This is a genomic window from Paraburkholderia sp. BR10937, from assembly GCF_040965695.1.
Taxonomy (GTDB): Bacteria; Pseudomonadota; Gammaproteobacteria; order Burkholderiales; family Burkholderiaceae; genus Paraburkholderia.
Genome location: NZ_JBFRCL010000016.1, coordinates 127,423 through 148,850, shown reverse-complemented (window position 1 = coordinate 148,850; position 21,428 = coordinate 127,423). Strand labels below are relative to the sequence as shown.

The following is a 21,428-nucleotide window of genomic DNA, read 5'->3' as shown; positions in this document are numbered from 1 at the left end:
GCATGTTCTCCAATACCTCCGATCTCGACCTGCGGCTCATCCGCGTGTTTCTCGCCGTGGTGGACGCGCGCGGCATCACCGCGGCCGAAGCGACGCTCGGCGTGCGGCAGTCCACCATCAGCACGCAGCTCTCGGCGCTCGAGGCGCGCGTGGGCTTCAAGCTCTGCGAGCGCGGGCGCGGCGGCTTTCGTCTCACGTCGAAGGGCGAACGCTTCGTGCCCTCGGCGCGCGCGCTCGTTGCGGCCACCACGGAGTTCGTGGCGCGCGTGCGTGATATCGACCGCAAGCTCGTCGGCACGCTCGGCATCGGCCTGATTGGCCAGGCTTCGCATGTGGAGAACGCGCGGCTCGCGGAAGCGATCGGCGCATTCCGCCAACGCGATCAGGCCGTGCGCTTCACGATGAAGGTCGCGGCGCCGCAGGAACTCGAAGAAAGCCTCGTCAACAACCACCTCGACATTGCGATCGGCTACTTCTGGCATCGCGTGGCGGGCCTCGACTACACCGAGCTGTTCAGCGAGCGCCAGGTGCTGTGCTGCGGGCGCGGGCATGCGCTGTTCCATCATGCGCCGCACGTCAATGTCGATGACCTGCGCGAGCACGACTGGGTCTGGCGCAGCTATCCGATCCCGGAGGAGCTGGCCGGTATTGGCGACCGACAGGTGACGGCGATTGCCGACAGCATCGACGCCGCCACGGTCCTGATCCTCTCGGGCAGCCATATCGGCTACCTGCCCGCGCATCACGCCGAGCCGTTCGAGCAGCGCGGCCTCATCCGGGCGCTCGGGCGCACCACGTTCGGCTTCGACGTGCCGATGCATCTGGCCGTCAAGCGCAGCTCTGCGGAAAAGCCCATCGTGCGTGCGTTCTGCGACGATCTGCTGGGCGTCTATGGGCAGCATGCCGCCGTGCCCGAAGCGCTCGTTGAATGAAAGAAGCGCTGCGCGCCATACATTGGCTGCGCAAGATGTAAACGTATGGAATACAGAATAATTAGCCCGCTGCGATCGATTAAAGTGGGCGAGAGGCGTTGATAGTGCGTTGACCGGTTGCTTGCAAACACAACCAGATCGGCGCGGCAAGGAGTGAGACAATGAGCAATAACAGCATTACCCAGATCGAAACATTCGGTTTCGAACGCATTCCCGATGCATCGCGCTACGCGCGGCCCATCGATCTGTTCCGGCTGCTGTTCGGCGGCTGCAATACCTTCTCCACCTCGGTGCTGGGCAGCTTTCCGGTTCTGGTCGGCCTCTCGTTCAAGGCGGGCGTGTGGTCCATCGTGCTCGGCGTGCTCGCCGGCACCTGCATTCTCGCGCCCATGAGCCTGTTCGGTCCGCGCAACGGCACGAGCGATCCCGTTTCGTCGGGGGCGCACTTCGGCATCCACGGGCGGATCGTGGGCTCGTTCCTCGCGCTGCTCACCTCGATTGCGTTCTTCGCGCTCGCCGTGTGGAGTTCGGGCGATGCACTCGTGGGCGGCGCACACGACATGGTCGGCGTGCCGGTCAACGCCTGGACACTCAGCTCGGCTTACATGGTGTTTGCCGTACTCGTGGTGGTGGTGTGCATCTACGGCTTTCGCTTCATGCTCTGGGTGAACAGGATTGCCGTGTGGGCGGCGAGCCTCATGTTCGTGGTGGGCGCCTTCGCGTTCGCGGGCGCATTTGATCCCAACTACGCCGGCACGCTGCATGAGCGCGGCGCGGGATTCTGGGTGGCCTTCGTGAGCGCCGTGCTCGTCGCGTTGAGCAACCCGGTGTCGTTCGCCTCGACGCTCGGCGACTGGGCGCGCTACATTCCGCAGCACACGCCGCGCCACCGCGTGATGGGCGCCGTGTTCGCCGCCCAGATCGCCACCTTCGTGCCATTCTTCTTCGGCCTCGTCACGGCCACGCTCATTGCAACGAAGGCGCCGAGCTATATCGCCTCGAACGACTATGTGGGCGGACTGCTGGCCGTGTCGCCGCGCTGGTTTCTGCTGCCGACCTGCCTCATTGCGATCATCGGCGGCATGTCCACCGGCACGACCGCGCTCTATGGCACCGGCCTCGATATGTCGAGCATGTTCCCGAGACTCCTGAACCGCGTGCGCGCGACGATGCTGATCGGCACGCTGGCCATCGGCTTCATCTTCGTCGGCCGCTTCGCGTTCAATCTCGTGGAAAGCGTTTCGACATTCTCCACGCTGATCTGCACGTTCAGCTGCCCGTGGATGGCGATCATGGTGATCGGCTTCATTACGCGACGGGGCCACTATCTCACTGATGATCTCCAGGTCTTCAATCGCGGCGGCCGTGGCGGGCACTACTGGTTCACGCACGGCTGGAATCTGCGCGCGATGGGTGCCTGGCTGCCGGCGGCGTTCCTCGGCCTTTCGTTCGTGAATCTGCCGGGGCAGTTCGTCGGTCCGCTTGGTTCGCTGGCGGGCGGCCTCGATCTGAGCGTGCCAGTCTCGCTGGCGGTGGGAGGCATGATCTATGTCGTACTGCTGACGATCTTTCCCGAGCCGGATGCAGTGTATGGCCGGGAGGGGCGCCGGTTCGTGCGCGGCGGCGCGCGCGGGCAAACCGCTGGCGCGGTGCGTGAACTGCAACGCAGCCCGGAGTACGCCGAGTAAGTCGGCAAGCACCAGGTCGCTTCGCCGGGAGCCGTTGCGCAGAGACCGGGTAAGATCACGGCTTTGCGCAGCGCGTAAGGAGGCGATCTTGCTTCGTTCACTCGTCAGGGGCGGTGCCGGTGCCCTGCTGTTCGCCATCGCCCTCAGCAGTCCCGTCTTTGCCGCCGAACCCGCCACCGGCAGCGACGCTCAAATACGCGAAGCCGCGCTCGCCTTCATGCGCGAAAACGGCATTCCCGGTCTCGCGATCGGCGTCACCGTGAACGGTACGGAGCGCTTCTACAACTTCGGCGTCGCGTCGAAGGAAACGGGCGCGCCGGTCACGAACGAGACGCTGTTCGAACTCGGCTCGATGAGCAAGACGTTTGCCGCCACCCTCGGCGGGTGGGCGCAGGTGACCGGCAAGCTTTCGCTCGATGCGCCGGTGAGCACCTATCTGCCCGAGATGCGCGGCACACCGTTTGGCGCGCTGACGCTCGTCAATCTCGGCACGCACACCGGCGGCGGCTTCCCGCTGCAGGTGCCCGACGAAGTCACGAACGACACGCAGCTGACGGCATGGCTCAAGGCATGGCGGCCGCGCTATCCGGCAGGCACGCAGCGCACCTACGCGAACCCGAGCATCGGCATGTTCGCGCGCATCGCGGCGCAGCAGCTCGGCATGAGCTACCCGGATGCCGTGGAGACACTGCTCTTTCCGAAGCTCGGGCTCGCGCACACGTTCATTCGCGTGCCGGCCGCGGAGCGCGCGGCCTATGCGCAGGGCTACAACAGCAAGAACGCGCCGGTGCGCCTGAATCCCGGCGTGCTCGCCGACGAAGCCTACGGCGTGAAATCGGACACGCGCGACGTGCTGCGCTTTCTGGAAGCGAACCTGGGCCAGGTCGAAGTGGAACCGGAGATGCAGCGCGCGCTGGAGGCCACGCATGTGGGCTACTTCCACACGGGTCCGTTCATTCAGGACCTCGTATGGGAGCAGTACGCGCAGCCAGTGGGCCTGAACGACCTCGTCAAAGGCAACGCGAACGTGATGGTGCTGGAGGACAACCCGGCCACGGCGTTGATTCCGCCGCTGCCGCCGCAGCCCGACGTGTTGCTCGACAAGACGGGCGCGACCAATGGTTTTGGCGGCTATCTGGCGTTCGAGCCTTCGCGCAAGACGGCCATCGTCATTCTCGCCAACCGCAATCACCCCACCGAGTCGCGCGTGCGGTTCGCGTATCGGGTGCTGGAACTGGTGCAGGGCGCGTCGGTGCCTTAGGCCGAATCGCTCGTCGCCCGCGCGGTTCGGCTGGCGGGCGCATTCGTACTGGCCGCCGGGCTGTCGTGCACAGGCAGCCCGCTCACCGCAGCCGTGAGCCCGCGGCCGCCCGGGTTGTTGCGCAGCGTGAACGTCAGGCCATGACGCTGCGCGATGCGCGCGACGATCGAAAGACCGAGCCCGCTGCCCGTGCCCTGGGCATGATCGCCGCGAAAGAAGCGATCGACCACGCGTTCGAGATCGGCTTCGGGAATCCCGGGCCCGTTATCGATGACTTCGAAGCCGAGCGTGTCCTGCGAACGCGTGAGCACGAGATCGATCTTGCCGCCTGAGGGCGTGTAGCGGATTGCGTTGTCGAGCAGGTTGTTCAGCAGGGTGTTCAGGCCGTGCGCGTCGGCGTTCACGTTGCAGATGCACTCGGGCGTCACGGGCGGCCGCGACTCGAGGCCCAGGTCGATGCCTTTCTCTTCCGCGAGCAGCGAGAAGTCGCCGATGGCCTGCTCGCCCAGCCGCCGCAGGCTCACGACGGTGGCGGGCGTGCTCGCCTGCGCATCTTCGCGCGCGAGCGTGAGCAATTGCTGCACGAGTCGGATCGTGCGGTTCAGGCGCGTTTGCATGCGTTCGAGCGTGCGCGGCTCGCCGTTGAGCGTGCCGTCGTGCAGCGCCGCCTGCCATTGCAGCTTGAGCGCGGCGAGCGGCGAGCGCAGCTCGTGCGCCGCGTCGGCGATGAAGGTGCGCTGCGCCTGCGAAGCCGTATTCAGGCGGTCCAGCAGATCGTTGAGCGCGACGACGAGCGGGCGCAGTTCGACGGGCACCGAGCCGTCGAGGCGCAACGGCTCCAGTTCATGCGCCGAGCGCGAAGCGAGCAGCGCCGACAACGCGCCCACCGGCGCGAGCCCGCGCGTCACCACGAACAGCAGCAGCACGATGGCCACCGGCACGAGCAGTGCGAGCGGCCACAAGGTATGCAGCGCGAGGTGCAGCGCCAGCCCGTCGCGCACGGAAATGGGCTGCGCGACCTGTACGAAGCGGTCCGGTTGCGCGATGCCGTACACGCGCCAATGCACCTCGTCGTGCTCGATCGTGCGAAAGCCCGTGGCCTGGCGCGGCAGCACAGGCGTTTCCTGCGAGCGGTAAACCAGCTTGCCGTCGTGGTCCCAGATCTGGATGAGAATGCGGTCGTCGGCGATCTCGTCGAAGCCGGGGCCGGACTGCTCGACCTCGCGCGCCATCGCGGCGTTCGCGGGCATGGATTGCGCCACGGCATGCAGCTCGTAATCAAAGAGCTCGCCCGCTTCTTCACGCGCGCTGTGAAAAATGCCGAAGCCGGCCACGATGGAAGCGGCCGCGAATCCGCAGATGAGCCAGCCCAGCAGGCGGCGGCGGATGGAGTTCATTCCGATCTCTTGAGCCGGTAGCCCACGCCGCGCACGGTCACGATCTGGTCGGTGCCGATCTTGCGGCGCAAGCTGTGCACATGCACCTCGATCGCGTTGCTGCCGACTTCCTCGCCCCAGCCGTACATGCGCTCTTCGAGTTCGGCCTTCGTGAAGACGCGCGCAGGCTGCTCGATGAGCACGCGCAGCAGCGCGAATTCGCGCGGCACGAGCGCGACGCTTTCGCCGTCCTTCGTCACCTCGTGCGCGGCGGGGTCGAGCGCGAGGCCGCTGTGCGTGTAGACGGGCTGTTTCTGGCCCGTGCGGCGGCGGAGCATGGCGCGCGTGCGGGCGGCCAGCTCGTCGAGATCGAAGGGCTTGATGAGGTAGTCGTCGGCGCCGGCGTCGAGCCCGGCGATGCGGTCCGTCACCGAGTCGCGCGCGGTCAGGATCAGCACGGCTGCTTCGCCGCCCTTGCGGCGGTAGCCGTTCAGCACCTCGATCCCGTCCTTCTTCGGCAGCCCGAGGTCGAGCAGCACGAGGTCGTACACGTCGTTGTCGAGCGAAAGCTCCGCTTCCCGCCCGTCGCGCGCCCAGTCGACGGCATGACCCTCGCGGCGCATCGAGTCGAGCACCGTTTCGGCAATCATTTCGTCGTCTTCCACCAGCAACAGGCGCATCGCTCGCTCCCCCAATTTCCAGCCTTACATTGTCGCTCATCCCGGCTTAACCGGTGCTTAAGCGGCACGCTGAAAGGGGGCCTGGCAATCAGTCGAGGAGTTTCAGCACGTCGTCATAAAGCGCGCGCGGCACCGTCACGCCATCGCGTTCGCTGCGCTCGCGCGCCTCGAAACGGCGCTGCGACGGCAAGCGCGCGCCCTGGTCGGTGATGGCGGCGAACAGCCGCTCGGCACGCGCCTGGCCGGCCGCGTAACCGTCGCCGCCAAAGCGCCGGGGATCGATGGCGATGACGAGTTCGCCATGGCAAGGGCTCGCGCCCGCGCCGCCGTCGAAGGCCTGCGACTCCATGCTCGTGAGGTCGCCGATCAGCGCGCCCGCGAGCAGCTCGATCATGGCCGCGAGCGCCGAGCCCTTGTGACCGCCGAACGTCTGCATCGCGCCGTCCAGCGCTGCGCGGGCGTCAGTGGTGGGCTGGCCGTCGCGGTCGAGCGCCCAATGCGGCGGAATGGGCTTGCCCTCGCGCGCGTGCAGTTCGATGTCGCCGCGCGCAATCGCGCTCGTGGCGAAGTCGAACACGAACGGCAGGCCGCCTTCGCGCGGCCACGCGAACGCGAGCGGATTCGTGCCGAACACGCCGCGCGTGCCGCCCGCCGGCGCGACCCAGCTATGGCTCGGATTCATGGCGATGCCCACGAGCCCTTGCGCCGCGATGGCTTCGACTTCGGGCCACAGCGCCGAAAAATGAAAGCAGCGGTTGATGGCCATCGCCGCGATGCCCTGGCTGCGCGCTTTCTGCGCGAGCACGGGCAAGCCGGTTTCGAAGGCGAGCAGCGAAAAGCCAAAATGCGCGTCCACGGCCAGCACGCCAGGCGCGATATCGCGCAGCGTGGGCTCGGCGCACGCATCGACCTTGCCGCTCTGAAGCGAGCGTGCACAGACGAGCAGGCGATAGATGCCGTGCGAATGGCATTCGTCGCGCTGGCCTTGTGTGATGACGCGCGCGATCGCATCGGCGTGCGCCTCGGACATGCCGTGCCGCAGCAGCACGTTGCGCGAGAGCGTGAAGACTTCGTCGAGCGTGAGGACGATGGTGGCGGACATGGCATCCCGTGTAAAAAAACAAACCGGGCCAACGTGGCCCGGTTTCGGCGATTCGAATGAAGATTGGGAGAGAGGCGCGCTGAATGCGTAACGCTTACAGACCGACGTCCGGCAGGGCGGGGCGCGTGGCGAGCGCCTTCTCGACCACGGCCTTCACATGCGCGAGCGCTTCGCCTTCGAGCGGCAGGCGCGGCGGACGCGTGGCCGCGCTGCCGCGGCCCACCAGTTCCTCGCACAGCTTGATGCATTGCACGAGGTCGGGGCGCGCGTCGAGGTGCAGCAGCGGCATGAACCAGCGGTACAGCGCGAGCGCTTCGTCAAAGCGCTTTTGCTTCGCGAGGCGGAACAGCGTTTCGCCTTCTTTCGGGAACACGTTCGACATGCCCGAGACCCAGCCTTGCGCGCCCACGGCCACGCTTTCGACCACCACGTCGTCGAGGCCCGCGAACAGCACGAAGCGGTCGCCCACGGCGTTGCGCAGATCGATGAAGCGGCGCGTATCGCCCGACGAATCCTTGAAGCAGACGATATTTTCGCAATCCTGAAGAGCGATCAGGATGTCGGGCGTCACGTCGTTCTTGTAGATCGGCGGATTGTTGTAGACCATCACGGGCACGTCGGTGCTGGAAGCCACGGCGCGGAAATGCGCGGCGGTTTCGTGCGGCTTCGAGGAATACACGAGCGCCGGCATGACCATTACGCCGTCCACACCCACGCGTGCCGCTTCCTTCACGGTTTGACGCGCGAACTCGGTGGTGAATTCGGCGATGCCCGCGATCACCGGCACCTTGCCGCCTGCCGCGTCGCGCGCGGCCTCGATCACCGCGATCTTTTCATGCGTCGCGAGCGAGGTGTTCTCGCCGACGGTGCCGCACACCACGAGGCCCGACACGCCGTCCTTGACGAGATTGCTCACCACCCGGTGCGTGGCGTCGATATCGACCGAGAAGTCCGCCTTGAACTGCGTGCTGACGGCGGGAAACACCCCGCTCCACTGGATAGCGCTCACTGTGACTCACTCCTTGAATGCGTAGCGGCTCGCGCCGGTACCTGTTGAATATGAGTGAAGTATCGCTGTCCAGATAGTTTGACGCTTGGGGCCTTTCGCGCCTCAAAAAGACGAAATCTGCATAGTCCGCCGCTTTCTTAAAGCAGTCCAGGGACAACCCTGGGCGCGAGGCTCAAGCGCCGGGCGTCTGCGCGCTTTCGGGCGTTTGCAGCAGCGCGCGATACTGGCTCGGCGTGACGCCCACCGTGGCCTTGAACTGCCGCGTGAACGCGCTGTGATCGTTATAGCCGCACTGTGTGGCGATGTCGGTAATGCTCAGGTCGCTCGCGAGCAGCACCGAGGCCGCGTCCAGACGAGTTTTCAGCAGCATCTGGCGGGGCGTGAGGTGAAAGATCTTGTGGAAGTAGCGCTCGATCTGCGCCACCGACATGTTGATGAGCTTCGCCAGGTGCGCGAGCTTGAGCGGTTGCGCATAGTTGTCCTGGATGTACTTCGCGGCGACCGCGAGCCGCTGGTAAGCGGGATGCGTGCCTTCGGCGGCCTGCAGGTCGCGCGAAATGCCCGCCACGCCCAGCACGCGGCCGCGCGCGTCGTGCAGCGGGACTTTCGAGGTGAGACACCAGCCCGGCTGCCGGCCCGGATACAGATGCAGTTCGAGCTGGTCGATGAGACTGCTGTCGAGCCGCACCACGGCCTGGTCCTGCGCGGTATAGCTGTGGCCGAAGCGCGAGGGAAAGACCTGCTCGGCCGTCTTGCCGAGCAGCGCGCGTTTTTCCTTGAAACCGCAGCGCGCGGCGAGCGTGGTGTTCGCGATCACGTAGCGCGCCTCGTGATCCTTCACGAAGAACACCACGTCGGGCATGGCGTCGAACAGCGGTTCGAGCATGGTGAAATGCGCGACCATCTGCGCAAACGTGGCGTTTTCGAGAGCGGCGGGCAGGACCAGTTCGGGCATCGCGAGGCGCCTGGGGCGGGATCGGCGGAAATCACCATTGTGCCGATTTGCGCACGCGCGCGCATCTGCAACAAAAAACGGCTGTGGCGCTATTGCGCCGTTTCTGCGTGCAGCAAGGTGTCGATGCGCGCGGGCGCGAACGGCGGGCGCTGGCCGTTTTGCGGCCAGCCGAAGCAGAACGCCGCCGCCTCGCCGCAAATCTTGCCCTGGCAGGGGCCCATGCCGCAGCGCGTCTGCAGCTTGGCGTCGCGCCACGACGCATGGCGCGCGACGTCGCGATACGCGACGTCCTCGCAACGGCAGAACACGGTGTCGGGCTGCGGGAGCGACCGCAACGCGGGTGCCAGTTCGAACGCTGTGTGCAGGCGCATCGCGAAACGGCGGTAGCGCTCGCGTTCGGCGCACAGGCGCCGGGCGTTCGCGTGGTCGCCGAGCGCGGCGTAGGCCGCGATGCGTCCTTCCACCGCCGCGAGTTCCATGCCGCCCACGCCCGTGCATTCGCCGGCCGCGTAAATGGCTTCGGCGGAGGTCTGTTGCGACTCGTTCACGGCGATGGCGGGAGAGCCCGCATGGGTTTCGAGGCGGCAATCCAGCGCCGCGCCGAGGCCCGTATTCGGCACGAGGCCATAGGCGCACGCGATCCGGTCGCAATCGACCCGCATGTCGTCGTTGCCGCGCCGCACGCGCGCCTGGGTCACGCGCGTCGTGCCGATGGCTTCGGCAACGTACGCATCGCACCAGTAAGGCGTGGCGCGCAAGTCGAAGCGCATACGCAGCGCCTGCGCGAGCTTCGCGGGCGTATGGACGAGGCCGGCCGCGAAGCGGCGCACCGCCTGGGGCGGCGCCTGCTCGACGATCGCGGCGATCGTTGCGCCATGCTGGCGCGCGGTGACGGCGGCGGCCCACAGCAGCGGCCCGCTGCCCGCGATGACGATGCGTTCGCCGCGCACGGGCATGCCGCCCTTGATGAGCGCCTGCAAGCCGCCCGCGCCCGTGACGCCCGGCAAGGTCCAGCCGGGATAGGGCAGGAAGCGCTCGCGCGCGCCCGAGGCGACGATGAGCTTGCCGTAAGCGAGCGTGAGCGCGCGGTCGGGGCTTTCCGCGAGCAACTGCCGCCTTGGCAGCGCCTGCACGATGCGGGTCGCGCTCAGCAGCGTGACGTTGGTGTGCGCCGCGAGGGCGTCGAGCACGACGCGTGCGGGGCCAGTGGCGCGATGACCGGGGCCCTGACGCCAGATCTGGCCGCCGGGCAGCGCATTGTCGTCGACGATGCCGACGCTCACGCCCGCCTCGGCGGCAGTGCGCGCGGCGTTCAATCCGGCCGGTCCGGCGCCGATGATCAGGATGTCGAACTTCATGGCGCTGCATTCCTGGTGACGACCTGCATGCCTGCGACGCAAACCGTCTGGCAGGCAAGCCGATGCGGCACGCCGTCGATGGTGACGCGGCATTCCTGGCAGATGCCCATGCCGCACAACGGCCCGCGCAGCGCGCCGCTCACCGAACGCCGCGTGACGGGCGCCGCGTGTTCTGCGTGCGCGGCAGTGGCGATGGCGGCTGCAACCGAGCTGCCCGGCGCGACGCCCACTTTGCGCCCATCGATCGTCAACGTCGTATTGGCTTCAGGCATGCACGGCCCCCTGGTCGGCGAAGCGCGCGGGGAGGTACGGCGTCGCGTCGATGTCGGCGGCGTGTCCGATCATTTGCGCGGCAATCAGCTTCGCGGTGCCGAGCGCCGTGGTGACGCCGAGGCCCTCGTGTCCGGTGGCGAGCCACGTGGACGGATGGCTGTCGTCGTCGGCGAACGAGGCCGGGGGGCCGATGAGCGGCATGCCGTCGCTCGATGCGGGGCGAAAGCCCGTCCATGCGCGGATCGCATTGAGCGCGGGCAGTTGCGGCAGATATTCGGCGGCGCGGCGCAGCATGCGCGCGAGCATCGCCGGCTCGACGGCGGGGTCGGTGGTGTCGAACTGGCGCGACGAGCCGATCAGCAATTGCCCGGTCGGCCGCGGCTGCACGTTGAACGCCACCGAGGTGCCGCTCGCGTTGTGCGCGCTCTTGATATAGCCGAGTTCGAGAATCTGATGGCGAATCGCGCCGGGATAGCGGTCGGTAATGAGCAGGTGTCCCTTCTTCGCCTGGAGCGGCAGGCGCGGCAGCAAATCGAGCGCCGCCAGGCCGTTCGCGATCAACACCGCGCCCGCGCTGATGACCTCGCCATCGGCGAGATGCACACCCGCGCGGTCGAGATGCGCGACTTGCGTTCGCGTGCGGCAGGTCAAGCGGCCGCCAACGGGCTGCTCGAGCAGCCATGCGGCTACGGCAGGCGCGTAAACCACGGCGTCGTGGTCGACGATCATGCCGCCGACGAGGCCATGGCGCAGACCCGGTTCCGCTTCGCGCAACTGGCGGGCGTCCAGCATCGAGCACGCCACGCCCTGGCGTTGCAGCGCCTGCTGACGCGTCTGCGCGAGCGCCAGTTCTTCTTCGTCGGCGGCGACCCAGAGCGTGCCGCAGCGCAGGAACGCGTGGCGCTCGTCGAGACGCGGCGCCAACGCGTGCCACAGCGCCAGCGACCATGCGCTCAGCGCGAATTCGGCGGGCGTGTCGTCCATCACGACGAGGTGGCCCATGCCGGCGGCCGTCACACCGCCGCCTACGCCGGCTCGCTCGATGACGAGCACGTCCAGGCCCTGCGCCGCGAGTTCATGCGCGCATGCGGCGCCCACGATGCCCGCGCCGATCACGACGACATCGTGTTGACTGCTCGAACCTTGCATCACGCGGGAATGCCCCACGCGAACGGATCGTCGTCGGCGAAAATCAGTTTGGACTCCGCGCTGATATGCGCGTTGCCGCGTATGCTCGGACGAATATGCCCGGCGGGGAGTTCGGGCGTGATTTCATAGCGGGCTTCGAACACGCTGCCGATGATGCTTTCCTGGCGCCACTGCGCACCGGGTGCGAGCTTGCCGTCCGCGGCGAGGCACGCGACCTTCGCACTCGTGCCGGTGCCGCACGGCGAACGGTCGTAGGCCTTGCCGGGACACAGCACGAAATTGCGGCTGTCGATGCCCGCGACGTCCGAGTGCGCGAACAGTTCGATATGGTCGATCAGCGCGCCGTCCGCGCCGGTAATGCCGTTCGCTTCGAGCGCCTGGCGCATGGCCCACGTGGCTTCGGTGAGCGCTTCGACGTTGCGCGCTTCGAGCGTCAGGTTGTGGTCGGCGACGAGGAAGAACCAGTTGCCGCCCCAGGCGATATCGCCGTGCACGCGGCCGTAGCCGGGCACGTCGAGCGGCACGGCCTGGCGGTAGCGATACGCGGGCACGTTGCGCACGGTGACGCTGCCGTCGGCGTGCAGTTCGGCTTCGACGTTGCCGACCGGCGTTTCGACGCGATGCACGCCGGGCGCGATGCGCCCGAGATGCGCGAGCGACGCGATGAGGCCGATGGTGCCGTGCCCGCACATGCCGAGAAAGCCGACGTTGTTGAAGAAGATCACGCCCGCGGAACAGGACGGATCATGCGGCTCGCATAGCAGCGCGCCGACCATTACGTCCGAGCCGCGCGGCTCGTTGACGACGCCCGCGCGCACGCGGTCGAAGTCGCGACGGAATACGGCGAGGCGTTCGGCGAGCGGGCCGCGTCCCAGCTCGGGGCCGCCGGCGATCACGAGGCGTGTGGGTTCGCCGCCCGTGTGGGAGTCGATAACGGTCAGGGTTTTCATGGCGACAATCGTAGGTCGCGCCATGTTGGCCGTCTTGCTCGAACGACCCATGCGCGGTGACGATTTCGGCATAGTGCGCCGGGCGTGAATGCGCGGCGCTCCGGGGGAACCCTTGCGCGTGCTTTCTTCAGTCTTTCACGAGCGCCAGTTGCTCCAGCTGGCGCACCACTTCGGCGCGCAGGCGCGGCGGCATGTTCTGGTAGCCGAGCAGATCGGAGATCCACAGGCCGTCCGCTGCGAGCCGGCAGATCATGAGGCGGGCGGCAGCTTCGAGCGGCAGCGGGTCGGGACGCGTCCACTTGCGCATGGGCGCGGCGTAGCGCTCGCGAATCGCGGGGTCCGTCATCATCGCGGCCACCAGCACGCGCAGCACGTTGGTGCTGGCGGCAGGGCTCGTTTCGTCGAGCGTGGTGTGCAGGTAGGCGCGCGCGGCGGCGCCGTGTTTCGGCGCGCCCTGCGCCATGCCTTCGTCGATGCGTGTGTGCATCTGCTGCTCGAAGCGCGTGAGCGTCTGCTCGAAGAGGGCATCGAGCAAGCCCTGCTTGTTGGCGAAGTGATACTGCAGCGCGCCCTTGGTCACGCCCGCGCGTTCGGCCACGGCGTCGAGCGTCACGGCGGGCACGCCTTGATCGGTGGCGATATCGGAAGCCGCTTGCAGCAACTGCGCGCGCACCTGGACCGGAGCTTTCTTGCGGCGCGTGCCGGCGGCGGGCGCCGCGTCCTTGCGTGGGGAACGGGACTTCGGGGCCGCAGAGGCCGGTGGAGCCGAGGGAGCCGCTGCGTCAGCCGCCTTCGCGCTGCGCCTTGTCGCGCGCGCGGGCGCCTTGACGGAGGAGTCTTTCATGGCGGCGATCATACCATTGCAGGCGTCGCTGCTAAACATTCCGTACGGATGGTATGATCCGCCGATGAAAAATTCCAACCCGCCTTTTACCGCCTCCGCAGCCGCCATGGCGGCGCTCGACGCCTCGATCGTTCGCGGCCGCGAGGCGCTCGTGCGAGAGCAGGACGCCGATGGAAGCTGGTGCTTCGAGCTCGAATCTGACGCCACGATCACCGCCGAATACATCCTCATGATGCATTTCATGGGCAAGATCGACGCGGTGCGCCAGGAGAAGATGGCGCGCTATCTGCGCGCGATCCAGCGGTTGCAAACGCACGGCGCATGGGACCTCTACGTGGATGGCGCGCCCGATGTCTCGTGCAGCGTGAAGGCGTACTTCGCGCTCAAGGCGGCAGGGGACTCGGCAAGCGCGCCGCACATGGTGCGCGCGCGGGAGTCCATTCTGAAGCTCGGCGGGGCGGCGAAGTCCAACGTGTTCACGCGCATTCTGCTCGCCACCTTCGGTCAGGTGCCGTGGCGCGCCACGCCGTTCATGCCGATCGAATTCGTGCTGTTTCCGAAGTGGGTGCCCATTTCGATGTACAAGGTCGCCTACTGGGCGCGCACGACCATGGTGCCGCTGCTCGCGCTCTGTTCGCTGAAGGCGCGCGCGGCCAATCCGCATGACGTGTCGATTGCCGAACTGTTCGTCACGCCCCCCGACGAGGAGCGCGAATACTTTGCGCGCGGCAAGGGCATCCGGCGGTTCTTTCTCGCGGCTGACCGGGCGCTGCGCCATCTCGAGCCGCTGCTGCCGCGCGCGCTGCGCCAGCGCGCCATGAAGCACGCCGAGGCCTGGTGCGCCGAGCGCATGAACGGCGAGGACGGCATGGGCGGCATCTTTCCGCCGATCGTCTACAGCTACCAGATGATGCAGGTGCTTGGGTATCCTGAGGATCATCCGTTGCGCCGCGATTGCGAGAATGCGCTGGAAAAGCTGCTCGTCGAGCGCCCGGACGGCAGCGTGTATTGCCAGCCGTGTCTCTCGCCGGTGTGGGACACGGCGTGGAGCACGATGGCGCTCGAGCAGGCGCGCACGGTCGTGCCTGCCGATCCGGCGTCGGCCGCGATCAGCGACACGGAACTGCAGCAGCGCATTGCGCGCGCGTACGACTGGCTCGCCGAGCGACAGGTGGAGGACGTGCGCGGCGACTGGATCGAGAATGCGCAGCCCGACACGCCGGTTGGCGGCTGGGCCTTTCAGTACGAGAACCCGTACTATCCCGACATCGACGATACGGCCGTGGTCGCCGCCATGCTCCATCGGCGCGGCCGCGGTGAGGCGCGCAAAACGGGCGTGGACCCGTATGCGGCGCGTGTCACGCGCGCGCTCGACTGGATGCGCGGCCTGCAATCGCGCAACGGCGGCTTCGGGGCCTTCGACGCCGATTGCGACCGCCTCTATCTGAACGCAATCCCCTTCGCGGATCACGGCGCCTTGCTCGACCCGCCCACCGAAGACGTCTCGGGCCGCGTGCTGCTGTGCTTCGGCGTGACGGGCCGCGAGGAGGACAAGGCCGCGCTCGCGCGCGCCATCGAGTACGTGAAGGCCACGCAGCGAGCCGACGGCAGCTGGTGGGGCCGCTGGGGCACCAACTACATCTACGGCACGTGGAGCGTGCTGGCGGGTCTCGCGCTCGCGGGCGAGGACCCGACGCAGCCGTACATCGCACGCGCGCTCGCATGGCTGCGCGCACGCCAGCACGCCGACGGCGGCTGGGGCGAGACCAACGACAGCTATCTCGACCCGCGCCTTGCCGGCACCAACGGCGGCGAAAGCGCGTCGAACTTCACCGCGTGGGCGCTGCTCGCGCAAATGGCGTTCGGCGACTGGGAATCCGAATCGGTGCGGCGCGGCGTGGCGTATCTGCTATCCGTACAGCAGGAAGACGGATTCTGGTGGCATCGCTCGCACAATGCGCCGGGATTCCCGCGGATTTACTACCTCAAGTATCACGGGTACACGGCCTATTTCCCGCTGTGGGCGCTGTCGCGTTACCGGCGGCTGGCAGGCGGTGCGGTCGCGGTGCGGGAAGTGGAAGAAGCCGCGCTCGCGGCTTGAATTCGAAGCGGGGCGCAGGCGCCCCGCGTGGTCCGCTTAGCGTGACTTCGCCAGCGTAATCGTTTCGAACAATTCATAATTGCCGGTCGGCGTTTGATCCGCACCCGGCGCGTGATAGTAGTTCATCGTGATCGTCGTCTTGCCGCCGTGCGTGCCGGGATCGACGTCGAACACCGCAATGCCATAGCCCGTGCCCGTATCGCGCTGCGCCGACCAGATCGCGTCTTCGAGCGCATCCGCCGTGGGGCGTGCGAACGTGCCCGCGGTCGTGCCCGCCACCGGGTGGTTGGGCTTCGTGAACACCTGGGCCTGCGGATTGCCGTTGCCGGCGTCCACGCCATACACGTCGAGCGGCGCGCTCGTGCCGCCGCCGCCCAGGATCAGGTGGATCGTGCCGTGGCTCGTGTCGAAGGTGTTGCCCGTGCCCTGGGCGTGCGTGACGGGGCGCGGCTGAAGCGTGTCGACGCTCGCGCCGGTCTTCGCATCGACGCCTGCGTGATGATTGCAGCCGCGCACCGGGTAGCTGCGCTCGTAGTCGTGATCGTGGCCGCACACCACCAGGTCCACGCCATAGCGGTCGAAGAGGGGCAGCCACGCCTCGCGAATGCCCTTGTCCGAGCCGTTGCCCGTTTTCGACGAACTGAGCGCGTCCTGGTGCATCTGCACCACGATCCAGTCGATATCGTCGTCGTCCTTCGCCTGCCTCAGGGTTTGCTCGAGCCAGCGCGTCTGCACGCCGTTGCTGTAGCCGCGCACATAGAACGACGTGCCCGGCTGAACCGGCGCGTTGCCCGTGCTGGCGGCAGGCACGAGCGGCGAGGGGCCGGCCACGAACGCGGCGGCGTCCTGGTAGACCACGTCGTCGGCGTCGAGCGAGACGAACAGCACGTTGCTCACGCGGAAGCTGTACCAGCGGCCCGAAAACTGCGTGCCGTTATGCGGCAGCGTATAGCGCGTGAGATACGAATTCAGACCCTGCGGGCCGTTGTAGAACTCGATCTCGTGATTGCCGGGGCACGGCATCCACGGACGATTCGCCGACGAAGTCTGATTGTTGTTGCCGAAGTCGCGCCACACGTCGGTCTGGTGCGTGGGATTCAGGTTCGCGTAGCAGAGGTCGCCATTGAGCAGATGAAAGAGCGGCTGAAAGCGCTCGACGGCTTCGACGGCGAATCGGCTCTGCGGCGACGACAGCACCCAGCCCGTGTTCGGCGTGGCGAGGTCGCCGTAGCTCGTGAAGCGGAACTTTGCGCGGCCGCGCGGCGCCGTGGTGAAGCTCGACGAAAACGGGCTGCTCGCGTGGCTGTCGTTATCGGCGGTGACTTCGTAGCGGTAGGTCGTGGCCGGGTCCAGCCCGCGCAGCCGCGCGTGATACGTGAAAACGACGACACCGGTGAGCCCGTCGGTATAGGTGCGTTGAACGGCGTGCACCGTCTCGCGTTTGCCGCGATCGGCGCTGTAGATCACGCGCGGGTTCGTGGAGGAGGCGAGCGATGCCCACGAAACGACGACTTCGCGTGTCGGGTCTTCGCCCCAGGTGAGGTGGATCTGCTCGGGCGTGCCGTCCGGTGTGGCGGCGTCGGCTTTCGCGCTGCCCGCGAAAGCGCCGGCCGCGCTCGCGAAGCCGGACGCGCCGGCGAACTTGAGGAAGCCGCGGCGCGAGACACTGGCGCCGCTTTCGGTGGATGCATTCTCGGGGGTGTCTTTATTCGTCATGTCGTCTCGCCTCGGGAGCAGAAGGCGAAGCCTGCGCTGGCGGACTTGCATGACTGACGCGCGCGGGCGCAAGCATCGCAGGGTGAGTGTCTGCGCAACGATGGCGCGCTTGCATGACCTGGCGATGACACTGCCCTTATTTGACGCAGCACGACGGACCGCGCTTGCATCGCGCGGCCCGCTCTCACCCGCTAAGCATGGGCTTAGAACTTCAGGCGCATGCCCGCCGCGACGACCGCCTGCGTATTGCTGGACGAAGCCGCGAGGTTGTAGATCGACGCGTTGCCGAGCACCGGAATGCCCTGCGCGCCCGAAACGCGCTGGTAGACGCCTTCGAGATACACGTCGGTGCGGCGGCTCAGCGCGTAGTCGGCCTGCAGCATGAACTGATTCCAGTGCGGCGACGCGTTGCCTTCCGCGCGGCTCACCGAGCCGTCCGTATACGTATAGGCTCCGCCCAGGCTCAGTTGCGGCGTGAGCGCGTAACGGCCGTTCACTTCGAAGTTATTGAACGTCAGGTAGTCGGCGTCGAACGCATTGAGCGAGCCGCCCTGGGCGATTTGCGTGGGCTCGGCGACCATCGTGCGCGTGAACACGAGGCCCACCTTTGCCGGCCCGATCGTATAGCTGCCGCCCGCGCCGAGCGTGCGTGTGCGTGCCGCTACGAACATCGGATCGTTGTCGGCGCCGCTGCCGGCGCTCAGTGCGCCGTTGGTGGTCGAGCCGGGCTCGTTGCCCTGGAAGTACGCGACGGCCAGGTTGATCGGGCCGCCGTTCCACGAAGCGCCCATCGTGTAGGCGTTATTGTTCGCGAAGCCGCCGCCCTGGTTGCTGAACGCGTAGGCGCCTTCCACCTGGAAGCCCGCGTAGGTCGCGCTGCGGAACTTGACGGCGTTGTTCATGCGCACGTCGTTGTTGAGGTTGTCGTTGTCGAACGGGTGCATCGCGATGTTGCCGCCGAAGCCGGAGCCTGTGGCCGACATCGGCGCGATCATGTCCACGAGCGCGTCGTACTGGCGCCCGAGCGTGAGCGTGCCGTACCGGTCGCTGGAGAGGCCCAGCCACGCTTGCCGGCCGAACATATAGCCGCCGTTGGAACCCTTGCCGTTGACGACCGAGAAACCGTTCTCGAGGTCGAAGATCGCCATGAGCCCGCCGCCCAGGTCTTCCGTGCCGCGCAGACCCCAGCGGCTCGTGCTCACGTTGCCGGACTGCATGCCCCACGTCGTGCCATGACCCGTGGACGACTTCTGATTGCTGACGTAGTCGAGGCCCGCATCGACCGTGCCGTAGAGCGTCACGCTGCTTTGTGCGTGAGCGCTCATGCAGGCGGCGGCCGCCGCGAGCGCGAGGAGATTCAACAACGCTTTTTTCATTTCGGTTCCGTAGAGAAGGAGAATGCTTCGTGTGTGGCGGAACCGGAAATTTAGGCGAGGGCGATTACGCAAACGTGTCGAAAATGGCCCATAAAATGAAACTTCGTTCAGGCTATTGATACGTTCTGTTCATGGGAAAAGCCGGTCGTAATATACGGTTGCTAAATCAACCATAGGCGCCGCAGTTAGCAGTACGCAGGCGCAGCTTGAAGGAGCCCGGGACGGTGCGGCGCCCCGGGCGTCGTTCGTGCTTCGGTCAATCGACGATCTTCTTCGTGACCACGAGTGCGATCACGAGGAACACCACGCACAGCACAACGAAGATAAAGAACAGGATCTTCGCGATTGCGGCCGCGCCGGCCGCGATACCAGTGAAGCCAAACAGGGCCGCGATCACGGCGATCACGGCAAAGAAGAGGGCCATTTTTAGCATGATCGGTTTCCTCCTCGCGTGAAGGCGCCGCCACGTGGGCCGCGCTGTTTGATGGACTGACAGCGCACCTCTTCGGCAATCGATGTGCCCAGCAGGGCCGCCTAACCGGGCGGGAAAGAAAAACGGCCGGCGTGCGGAGGCCCACGCCGGGCCAAATCGGCGCCGCACAGGGGAGCACGGCGCCATCGAGGGTCGAAGACGAACTGAGCGGTCGCGGGACTGCTGGCGCGTTGCGCTTACAGGTAGGAGGTTCCGTCGATATAGGCCTTGCGCCAGCGAACGATCTTCACGCTCTCGAACAGCCCGACATGCGTGAACGGATCCTGCGCGATGAAGCGCTTGGCGTCCTCGCGCGTTTCGAGGTCGACGATATAGATGCCGCCGCCTGCGCTGCTGCCGTCGTCGTTGAGCTTCGCGCCGCAGGCCAGCAACAGCGCCTTGTTTTTCGCGAGAAATGCCAGATGCGCATCGCGCTCGCGTGTCCGCACCTCGGCGTGACCGGGCTTGTCGAAGGTCTCGATGAGAAAAGGCATGGGGCGTTCCTCTCAGTTGGGCACGATGGCCGACGGATGCTGGGCGAGCGGCGTCACGCTGATCTTCAGGAACGGGAAGAGCGGCAGCGCGGTCAGCAGCGTATGGAGTTCGTCGTTCGATTCGACATCGAACACGCTGTAATTCGCGTATTCGCCGGCCACGCGCCACAGGTGGCGCCACTTGCCTTCTCGTTGCAGCTTCTGCGAAAACGCTTTTTCCTCGGCCTTGAGGGCGTCGGCGAAGGCGGCGTCGGTGCCGTGCGGAATCTGCACCTGCATGTGCACGAGAAACAGCATGAATAGTCTCCGGTGAGGATCGGATCCAGAAAGGGGTGCCTATAAGAGAGAGCCAATCAGCCCCAGGCGAGAATCGCAACCGAATACACGATGCCGATCCAGAACATCATGATGACCGTGTAGCCCATGATGTCCTTGAGCTTGAGCTTCGAAAGCGCGAGCGCGGGCAAGATCCAGAACGGCTGCACGAGGTCGTTCCAGGCGTTGCCGAGCATCACGGCCGTGGAGGTATGGCCCACGGAGGCGCCGATGGTCTTCGCCGCTTCGATCATGAACGGTCCCTGGATGACCCAGTGGCCACCGCCCGAAGGCGCGAAGAAGTTGATGACGAACGAACTGATCAAGCCCCAGAACGGCAGCGTGGCCGGCGTCGCGATCTTCACGAACGCTTCGGAAAACGTATTGACGAGACCCGAAGACGCCATGATCGCCATGATCCCCGCGTAGAACGGGTACTGCAGAATGATGCCGCTGATCGTGCGAATGCCTTCGTTGAGCTTCTCCACATAGCGGATCGGCGTGCCGAGCAGAAGGATGCCGAGGAACAGGATGAAGAAGTTGATGAGGTTCAGGTCGATCGAGCCGCCCTGCACGAAGTGCAGCGCGACATAGCCCATGCCGATCAGGCCGATCACGTAGCTCAGCAGACGGCTGTTGTTCAGGCGGTTGGCGAGCGTGTTGCCTTCGTCGAGATCCACGCCGAGCGCCGCGGCCTTCTGCTGCTTTTCTTCCTGGGCGCGGTCGATTTCCTTGATCGGCTGACCGGGCTTCGGGTGCAGCCATGCGTTCAGCAGCGGCAGCGTGATGATGGTCACGAGGCTCGTGATGAGCATGGTGGGCGAGAAAATCGTTTCGGAGAGCGGAATGACGCCCATTTGCCCTTCGAGCGGATGGCCCTTCGTGGAGATCAGGACGGGAATGCTGGCCGAGAGCCCGAGACCGTAGAGCGTAAAGCCGCTATACGCCGAAGCGATGATGAGCGGGTAGTGCACGCCTTTTACACGCAGCGCGAGCTTGCGCGCGACGATACCGCCCACCACGAGGCCGAAGCCCCAGTTCAGATAGCTGCCGATGCCGCCCACCAGCGTGGCGACCATGATCGCCATGCGCGGATCGTTCACGCGCGCCACCACGCGGTTCAGAAAGCGGTCGGTCAGCGGCGCGGTAGCGAGCACGTAGCCCATCGCGAGAATCACCGCCATTTGCGTGGTGAACGCGAGCAGCGCCCAGAAGCCCTTGCCCCAGCTCGTGGTGAGGGCCGTGACGGCTTGTCCCTGCACGATCACGGCAAGGGCCATCGTCAGCAAGGTGAGACCGATCGCGAACACGAACGGATCGGGCAAATACCGGCGCATCAGCTCGGTAAAGAAGGCGGTGACTTTCTGCATGGAAGTG

The 21,428-nt window shown here is 66.4% G+C and carries 20 protein-coding genes; 4 read left to right on the top strand and 16 right to left on the bottom strand.

Annotation, left to right across the window (positions count from 1 at the left end; genetic code table 11):
- Window positions 1-2 precede the first annotated feature (2 nt).
- The 3 genes from AB4Y44_RS15790 (at window position 3) to ampC (ending at window position 3,881) form a co-directional block, all read left to right on the top strand.
- Complete coding sequence (locus AB4Y44_RS15790) at window positions 3-932, top strand: LysR family transcriptional regulator (protein ID WP_342918622.1); 930 nt, start codon at window positions 3-5, stop codon at window positions 930-932.
- Window positions 933-1,093: 161 nt separating this feature from the next.
- The gene (locus AB4Y44_RS15785; RefSeq protein WP_368700131.1) at window positions 1,094-2,620 is read left to right on the top strand and encodes a cytosine permease; all 1,527 of its coding nucleotides are present in this window, start codon (window positions 1,094-1,096) and stop codon (window positions 2,618-2,620) included.
- 88 nt (window positions 2,621-2,708) lie between these two features.
- Window positions 2,709-3,881: a class C beta-lactamase gene (gene ampC / locus AB4Y44_RS15780; RefSeq protein ID WP_342918624.1), complete on the top strand. Its 1,173-nt coding sequence runs from the start codon at window positions 2,709-2,711 to the stop codon at window positions 3,879-3,881.
- Here the strand turns inward: ampC and AB4Y44_RS15775 are convergent.
- The 10 genes from AB4Y44_RS15775 to AB4Y44_RS15730 all read right to left on the bottom strand — a co-directional run bounded on the left by AB4Y44_RS15775 (window position 3,878) and on the right by AB4Y44_RS15730 (window position 13,577).
- A complete protein-coding gene (locus AB4Y44_RS15775; RefSeq protein ID WP_342918625.1) occupies window positions 3,878-5,278 on the bottom strand; it encodes an ATP-binding protein in 1,401 nt (466 codons plus the stop codon). The two genes, ampC and AB4Y44_RS15775, sit on opposite strands and share 4 nt — an antisense overlap.
- The gene (locus AB4Y44_RS15770; RefSeq protein ID WP_028203032.1) at window positions 5,275-5,937 is read right to left on the bottom strand and encodes a response regulator; all 663 of its coding nucleotides are present in this window, start codon (window positions 5,935-5,937) and stop codon (window positions 5,275-5,277) included. Before AB4Y44_RS15770 ends, AB4Y44_RS15775 begins: the two co-directional genes overlap by 4 nt.
- Window positions 5,938-6,025: 88 nt before the next feature.
- Window positions 6,026-7,039: an Ldh family oxidoreductase gene (locus AB4Y44_RS15765; protein WP_342918626.1), complete on the bottom strand. Its 1,014-nt coding sequence runs from the start codon at window positions 7,037-7,039 to the stop codon at window positions 6,026-6,028.
- A gap of 94 nt (window positions 7,040-7,133) precedes the next feature.
- Window positions 7,134-8,048, bottom strand: a complete 915-nt coding sequence (locus AB4Y44_RS15760) for a dihydrodipicolinate synthase family protein (RefSeq protein ID WP_342918627.1) — start codon at window positions 8,046-8,048, stop codon at window positions 7,134-7,136.
- A gap of 172 nt (window positions 8,049-8,220) precedes the next feature.
- Window positions 8,221-9,003: an AraC family transcriptional regulator gene (locus AB4Y44_RS15755; RefSeq protein ID WP_246088941.1), complete on the bottom strand. Its 783-nt coding sequence runs from the start codon at window positions 9,001-9,003 to the stop codon at window positions 8,221-8,223.
- 89 nt (window positions 9,004-9,092) lie between these two features.
- Window positions 9,093-10,361, bottom strand: coding sequence for an FAD-dependent oxidoreductase (locus AB4Y44_RS15750; protein WP_368700130.1), 1,269 nt, complete (start codon window positions 10,359-10,361; stop codon window positions 9,093-9,095).
- Window positions 10,358-10,633 (bottom strand): 2Fe-2S iron-sulfur cluster-binding protein, encoded by a 276-nt coding sequence (locus tag AB4Y44_RS15745; RefSeq protein WP_368700129.1) that lies wholly within the window; start codon window positions 10,631-10,633, stop codon window positions 10,358-10,360. The genes AB4Y44_RS15750 and AB4Y44_RS15745 overlap by 4 nt, the downstream gene beginning before the upstream one ends.
- Window positions 10,626-11,783 (bottom strand): NAD(P)/FAD-dependent oxidoreductase, encoded by a 1,158-nt coding sequence (locus AB4Y44_RS15740; RefSeq protein ID WP_368700140.1) that lies wholly within the window; start codon window positions 11,781-11,783, stop codon window positions 10,626-10,628. The genes AB4Y44_RS15745 and AB4Y44_RS15740 overlap by 8 nt, the downstream gene beginning before the upstream one ends.
- The gene (locus tag AB4Y44_RS15735) at window positions 11,783-12,742 is read right to left on the bottom strand and encodes a 4-hydroxyproline epimerase (RefSeq protein WP_342918857.1); all 960 of its coding nucleotides are present in this window, start codon (window positions 12,740-12,742) and stop codon (window positions 11,783-11,785) included. The genes AB4Y44_RS15740 and AB4Y44_RS15735 overlap by 1 nt, the downstream gene beginning before the upstream one ends.
- Before the next feature lie 118 nt (window positions 12,743-12,860).
- A complete protein-coding gene (locus tag AB4Y44_RS15730) occupies window positions 12,861-13,577 on the bottom strand; it encodes a TetR/AcrR family transcriptional regulator (RefSeq protein WP_342918630.1) in 717 nt (238 codons plus the stop codon).
- Window positions 13,578-13,641: 64 nt separating this feature from the next.
- Here AB4Y44_RS15730 and shc point away from each other — a divergent pair, with 64 nt between their 5' ends.
- Complete coding sequence (gene shc / locus AB4Y44_RS15725; protein WP_342918631.1) at window positions 13,642-15,678, top strand: squalene--hopene cyclase; 2,037 nt, start codon at window positions 13,642-13,644, stop codon at window positions 15,676-15,678.
- Window positions 15,679-15,714: 36 nt separating this feature from the next.
- On the opposite strand, the gene AB4Y44_RS15720 is transcribed toward shc, so the two are convergent.
- From AB4Y44_RS15720 to AB4Y44_RS15695, 6 genes are all read right to left on the bottom strand, one after another.
- Window positions 15,715-17,394, bottom strand: coding sequence for a purple acid phosphatase family protein (locus AB4Y44_RS15720; protein ID WP_368700128.1), 1,680 nt, complete (start codon window positions 17,392-17,394; stop codon window positions 15,715-15,717).
- Window positions 17,395-17,597: 203 nt separating this feature from the next.
- Window positions 17,598-18,770, bottom strand: coding sequence for a porin (locus AB4Y44_RS15715; protein ID WP_368700127.1), 1,173 nt, complete (start codon window positions 18,768-18,770; stop codon window positions 17,598-17,600).
- Window positions 18,771-19,026: 256 nt separating this feature from the next.
- The gene (locus tag AB4Y44_RS15710) at window positions 19,027-19,203 is read right to left on the bottom strand and encodes a DUF1328 family protein (protein WP_028203043.1); all 177 of its coding nucleotides are present in this window, start codon (window positions 19,201-19,203) and stop codon (window positions 19,027-19,029) included.
- 236 nt (window positions 19,204-19,439) lie between these two features.
- A complete protein-coding gene (locus AB4Y44_RS15705; RefSeq protein ID WP_368700126.1) occupies window positions 19,440-19,736 on the bottom strand; it encodes a YciI family protein in 297 nt (98 codons plus the stop codon).
- Between the two features lie 12 nt (window positions 19,737-19,748).
- Window positions 19,749-20,033: a muconolactone Delta-isomerase gene (gene catC, locus AB4Y44_RS15700; RefSeq protein ID WP_069266126.1), complete on the bottom strand. Its 285-nt coding sequence runs from the start codon at window positions 20,031-20,033 to the stop codon at window positions 19,749-19,751.
- A 56-nt stretch (window positions 20,034-20,089) separates the two neighbouring features.
- Window positions 20,090-21,421 (bottom strand): short-chain fatty acid transporter, encoded by a 1,332-nt coding sequence (locus AB4Y44_RS15695; protein WP_368700125.1) that lies wholly within the window; start codon window positions 21,419-21,421, stop codon window positions 20,090-20,092.
- Between the last annotated feature and the right edge of the window lie 7 nt (window positions 21,422-21,428).

Coding starts and splice junctions, on each gene's coding strand:
- AB4Y44_RS15790 (WP_342918622.1), top strand. CDS start 3: ATGTTCTCCAATACCTCCGATCTCGACCTGCGGCTCATCCGCGTGTTT.
- AB4Y44_RS15785 (WP_368700131.1), top strand. CDS start 1,094: ATGAGCAATAACAGCATTACCCAGATCGAAACATTCGGTTTCGAACGC.
- AB4Y44_RS15775 (WP_342918625.1), bottom strand. CDS start 5,278: ATGAACTCCATCCGCCGCCGCCTGCTGGGCTGGCTCATCTGCGGATTC.
- AB4Y44_RS15770 (WP_028203032.1), bottom strand. CDS start 5,937: ATGCGCCTGTTGCTGGTGGAAGACGACGAAATGATTGCCGAAACGGTG.
- AB4Y44_RS15765 (WP_342918626.1), bottom strand. CDS start 7,039: ATGTCCGCCACCATCGTCCTCACGCTCGACGAAGTCTTCACGCTCTCG.
- AB4Y44_RS15755 (WP_246088941.1), bottom strand. CDS start 9,003: ATGCCCGAACTGGTCCTGCCCGCCGCTCTCGAAAACGCCACGTTTGCG.
- AB4Y44_RS15750 (WP_368700130.1), bottom strand. CDS start 10,361: ATGAAGTTCGACATCCTGATCATCGGCGCCGGACCGGCCGGATTGAAC.
- AB4Y44_RS15745 (WP_368700129.1), bottom strand. CDS start 10,633: ATGCCTGAAGCCAATACGACGTTGACGATCGATGGGCGCAAAGTGGGC.
- AB4Y44_RS15740 (WP_368700140.1), bottom strand. CDS start 11,783: ATGCAAGGTTCGAGCAGTCAACACGATGTCGTCGTGATCGGCGCGGGC.
- AB4Y44_RS15730 (WP_342918630.1), bottom strand. CDS start 13,577: ATGAAAGACTCCTCCGTCAAGGCGCCCGCGCGCGCGACAAGGCGCAGC.
- shc (WP_342918631.1), top strand. CDS start 13,642: ATGAAAAATTCCAACCCGCCTTTTACCGCCTCCGCAGCCGCCATGGCG.
- AB4Y44_RS15720 (WP_368700128.1), bottom strand. CDS start 17,394: ATGACGAATAAAGACACCCCCGAGAATGCATCCACCGAAAGCGGCGCC.
- AB4Y44_RS15715 (WP_368700127.1), bottom strand. CDS start 18,770: ATGAAAAAAGCGTTGTTGAATCTCCTCGCGCTCGCGGCGGCCGCCGCC.
- AB4Y44_RS15710 (WP_028203043.1), bottom strand. CDS start 19,203: ATGCTAAAAATGGCCCTCTTCTTTGCCGTGATCGCCGTGATCGCGGCC.
- AB4Y44_RS15705 (WP_368700126.1), bottom strand. CDS start 19,736: ATGCCTTTTCTCATCGAGACCTTCGACAAGCCCGGTCACGCCGAGGTG.
- catC (WP_069266126.1), bottom strand. CDS start 20,033: ATGCTGTTTCTCGTGCACATGCAGGTGCAGATTCCGCACGGCACCGAC.
- AB4Y44_RS15695 (WP_368700125.1), bottom strand. CDS start 21,421: ATGCAGAAAGTCACCGCCTTCTTTACCGAGCTGATGCGCCGGTATTTG.